This is a genomic window from Streptomyces carpinensis (assembly GCF_002154505.1).
Lineage (GTDB): Bacteria > Actinomycetota > Actinomycetes > Streptomycetales > Streptomycetaceae > Streptomyces > Streptomyces carpinensis.
In genome coordinates this window covers 1-4,019 of sequence record NZ_MUBM01000589.1, presented here as the reverse complement: position 1 = coordinate 4,019, position 4,019 = coordinate 1, and the positions used below count along the sequence as shown (strand labels likewise).

The following is a 4,019-nucleotide window of genomic DNA, read 5'->3' as shown; positions in this document are numbered from 1 at the left end:
GGACACCGCCGAACAATTCTTGAGAAAACCCCCGTGCCGACCGGCACGGGGGTTTTCTGCGTTCAGGGGACTTTCGAGGGCTTCGAGGGGGCGAGGGGGCTTACGCCCCGGGTTCGCTTGCTCCCTTACAGGCGGCCCGCCGCCTTGAGCGCCAGGTATGTGTCCGCCAGTGCCGGCGGTAGATCGTCCGGTGTCGCGTCGACGACCGTCACGCCCTGACGGCGGAGCTGTTCCGCCGTGCGGTACCGCTCGGTCTGGGACTGGGCCGCCGCCGCGGCCTCGTACACCGCCTCCGTACTCCCCCGGGCCGAAGCCATCCGCGCGACATGCGGATCCGCCACAGAGGCGACCAGGACCGTGTGGCGCTGGGTGAGCTGCGGGAGCACCGGGAGCAGTCCCTCCTCGACGGGGGCCGCGTCCAGGCTTGTCAGCAGCACGATCAACGAGCTGCGCGGGGCCGTCCGCAGGGATGTCGCCGCAAGACCCCGGGCGTCCGTCTCGACCAGTTCCGGTTCCAGGGTGGCCATGGCGTTGACCAGGGAGGGGAGGAGATGGCTCGCGGTGCGGCCCTGGACGAGGGCGCGTACCCGGCGGTCGTAGGCGAGCAGGTCGACGCGGTCGCCGGCGCGGGAGGCGAGAGCGGCCAGGAGCAGGGCCGCGTCCATGGCGGCGTCCAGGCGCGGAGCGTCGTCCACACGGCCCGCTGAGGTGCGACCCGTGTCGAGGACCACCAGGATGTGCCGGTCGCGTTCCGGGCGCCAGGTGCGTACGGCGACCGTCGACTGTCGGGCCGTGGCGCGCCAGTCGATGGAACGGGTGTCGTCGCCGGGGACGTACTCGCGCAGGCTGTCGAATTCCGTGCCCTCCCCGCGGGTGAGCACGCTGGTGCGGCCGTCGAGCTCCCGCAGCCGGGCGAGCTTCGAGGGAAGGTGCTTGCGGCTGGTGAACGGGGGCAGGACCCGCACAGTCCAAGGGACCTTGTGGGTGCCCTGGCGAGAGAACAGGCCGAGTGGGCCGTAGGAGCGGATGGTGATGCGGTCGGCGTGGCGGTCGCCGCGGCGGGCGGGGCGTAGGCGGGTCGTGACGCGGCGGCGTTCGCCTGCGGGCACCGTCAGCTGGTGCCGGGAAGCCACGCTCTCCGTGCCGGGCTGCCAGCTGCTGGGCGGCCAGGCGTCGCGCAGCCGGGCACGCAGTGGGCGCCGGGAGGGGTTGGTGACGGTGAGGGTGACGTCTGCGGTCTCGCCCAGGCGTACGGAGGTGTCGCCCTGGCGGGTCAGGCCCAGGCGGCGTACCGGTGCGGCGAGGGCGTAGTCGCAGGCGCAGGCGACGGCCAGGGGGCCGTTGACGGCGAGGATGCCCGTCCAGCCGGAGTCCCAGATGCCGACGGGGAGGGAGCCGAGGGCCGCGAGGAGGGCGGCGCGTCCGGTGAGGGCCATCAGCGGGGGACCGGGACGTGGGTGAGGATCGCGTTGATCACCGAGTCGGCGGTCACGCCTTCCATCTCGGCCTCCGGGCGCAGCTGCACGCGGTGGCGGAGTGTGGGCAGGGCGAGGGCCTTGACGTCGTCGGGGATGACGTAGTCGCGGCCGGTGAGCCAGGCCCAGGCGCGGGAGGTGGACAGCAGGGCCGTCGCCCCGCGCGGGGAGACACCCAGGGTGAGCGACGGCGATTCGCGGGTGGCCCGGCAGATGTCGACGACGTAGGCGGCGATCTCGGGGGACACGGTGGTCTTGGCGACCGCGGCGCGCGCCGCGTCGAGGTCGGCGGAGCCTGCGACGGGGCGTACGCCCGCGGCGCGCAGGTCGCGTGGGTCGAAGCCTGCTGCGTGGCGGGTGAGGACGTCGATCTCGTCCTGGCGGGAGGGCAGGGGGACGGTCAGTTTGAGGAGGAAGCGGTCCAGTTGTGCCTCGGGGAGGGGGTAGGTGCCCTCGTACTCGACCGGGTTCTGGGTGGCGACGACCAGGAAGGGCTCGGGCAGCGGGCGCGGGGCGCCGTCGACGGTGACCTGGCGCTCTTCCATGGCCTCCAGCAGCGACGACTGGGTCTTCGGCGGGGTGCGGTTGATCTCGTCGGCCAGGAGGAGGTTGGTGAAGACCGGCCCGGGCTGGAAGGAGAACTGGGCGGTTCGGGTGTCGTAGACCAGGGAGCCGGTGACGTCGCTGGGCATGAGGTCGGGGGTGAACTGGACGCGCTTGGTGTCGAGCTCGAGTGCGGCGGCGAGGGTGCGGACCAGCAGTGTCTTGGCGACTCCGGGGACACCTTCGAGCAGGACGTGGCCGCGGCAGAGCAGGGCGACGACGAGGCCGGTCACGGCGGGATCCTGGCCGACCACGGCCTTGGCGATCTCGGCGCGCAGGGCTTCCAGGGAGGACCGTGCGCCGGCCGCGTCCCCGGTGTGCCCGGCGTTGTCAGTGGTCGGGTCCATCATGGACGGCGTACCTCTCTTTCGAGGGCGTCGAGTCGGTCGGCGAGGGAGACGAGGGCCGCGTCGTCGCCGGGCGGCGGGCCGAAGAGGAGGTCGTGCAGGTCCTGTCCGTCGCCATCGAGACGGCCGGCCAGGGCGGGGAGCAGGGTCTCGGGCGTGTGCGCCTGGGTGACGGGGATGCCCAACAGGGGGGCGAGGCGGATGCGCGTGGTGGAGCGAAGAGCGGCGGCGGCGCGGTCGCGGGCGTTGACCTTGCGGTAGAGGCGGGCGCGGCCTTCGGCGGTTTCGGAGGCGCGGATCGCGACGGGGAGTCTTTCGGGCACCAGGGGGCCGAATCGGCGTGCTCGCCACAGGGCGGCCAGGGCGGCGGCGATGAAGAGCTGCAGGGTGCCCCACAGCCAGCCGGAGGGCAGCAGGTCGAAGAAGTCGTGCTCGCCGGTGTCCTGGGTGGAGTCGTCGGTCAGTGAGGGGAGGTACCAGACCAGATGGGGGCGGGAGCCGAGGAGCTGTAGGGCGAGCGAGGCGTTGCCCTGCTTGTCGAGGCGGTCGTTGTAGAGGATGTCGGGCGCGCCGAGGACGACGGTGTCGCCGCCCTGGGCGGTGTCCGGGATGCGCAGCAGGGTGGGCAGGCCGTCGCTGGGGTAGCAGGAGTCGGCGTCGCGGGCGGTGGTGGTGTAGCGGAGGCCGTCGCCCAGCTCCGCGGTGCCGGCGCGGCGGGCGGCGGCCAGGGAGCAGTCGGGGGCGAGCGTGGTGTCGAAGCCGGGTGCGGGGTCGGCGGTGACACCGGGGGCGAGGCCGCCGAGGGAGGGGTCGCCGGGAGCGACGAGGACGGTGCGGCCGCCGGAGGCGCTGGTCGTCGTGCGCAGCCGGGACTGCTGCTTCTGGGTCAGCAGGTCGGGGACGGCGACGAGCAGGGTGGTGTCGGGCCCGGCCGCGGTGCGTGCCTGGTCGAGGGTGGTGACCACGCGTGTGGACACGCCGTGGTCGGCGAGGAGGGCGGCGACCGCACGGCTGCCGTAGGGGTCGGCGGAGCGCGGGTCGAGATGTCCGTGCCGGTCACCGGAGCGGAGGATGGCCAGGGCGACGGCCGCCGAGAGGAGGAGCAAGAGCGCGAGCAGGATGCCGCGTCCGCGGGTCCACACCTGGCGGGCGGTGGGGGAGGCCGAGGTGGACGGGAGCGGCGCCGTGGTGGTGGCCTGGGAGGTCATCCGGCGGCCCCGTGGTGGGTGCTGGGGGCCGTGCTCAGGTCGCTGTCGGTGTGCTGGGGCTTGGTGCGTTGCAGGTCGCGGTCGAGGTCGGCGATGCGGTGGTACGACTGTTCGGTCGCGCGGCGTCCGCCGTATGTGACGTCGTCGAAGTCGCACGCGGCGGCGCGCAGCCGGTCGGTGTGCGCGGGCAGGGTGCGTCCGGCCTCGGCGGCGGCCTCGTCGGCCGTGCGGCCGGGGCGCACGTCGAGGAGGGCGCGTTCCTCGAGGGAGCGGACGACGGCACGCATGCGTTCCTGGACGGCCTGGTTCCAGTGGCCCTGGGCGGCGTGTGCCTCGGCGGCCGAGCGGTGCTCGGCGGCGCTGCGGGGGCGGTCGTCGAACAAGGC

Annotated in this window: 4 protein-coding genes; all 4 read right to left on the bottom strand. The window is 73.7% G+C overall.

Annotated features, from left to right (window positions below):
• Positions 1-125: 125 nt before the first annotated feature.
• Complete coding sequence (locus tag BZY54_RS46580) at positions 126-1,436, bottom strand: DUF58 domain-containing protein (RefSeq protein ID WP_086731373.1); 1,311 nt, start codon at positions 1,434-1,436, stop codon at positions 126-128.
• On the bottom strand, positions 1,436-2,425 hold the full coding sequence (locus BZY54_RS46575; protein WP_086731372.1) for an AAA family ATPase: 990 nt from the start codon (positions 2,423-2,425) through the stop codon (positions 1,436-1,438). The genes BZY54_RS46580 and BZY54_RS46575 overlap by 1 nt, the downstream gene beginning before the upstream one ends.
• Positions 2,425-3,633, bottom strand: coding sequence for a DUF4350 domain-containing protein (locus BZY54_RS46570; protein ID WP_086731371.1), 1,209 nt, complete (start codon positions 3,631-3,633; stop codon positions 2,425-2,427). Before BZY54_RS46570 ends, BZY54_RS46575 begins: the two co-directional genes overlap by 1 nt.
• The coding region (locus tag BZY54_RS46565; RefSeq protein ID WP_143668359.1) for a DUF4129 domain-containing protein at positions 3,630-4,019 on the bottom strand (390 nt) is incomplete at its 5' end. The genes BZY54_RS46570 and BZY54_RS46565, both read right to left, overlap by 4 nt.

What these genes read in the sequence shown, in the direction of transcription:
- BZY54_RS46580 (WP_086731373.1), bottom strand. Translation starts at nt 1,436, where the DNA reads ATGGCCCTCACCGGACGCGCCGCCCTCCTCGCGGCCCTCGGCTCCCTC.
- BZY54_RS46575 (WP_086731372.1), bottom strand. Translation starts at nt 2,425, where the DNA reads ATGGACCCGACCACTGACAACGCCGGGCACACCGGGGACGCGGCCGGC.
- BZY54_RS46570 (WP_086731371.1), bottom strand. Translation starts at nt 3,633, where the DNA reads ATGACCTCCCAGGCCACCACCACGGCGCCGCTCCCGTCCACCTCGGCC.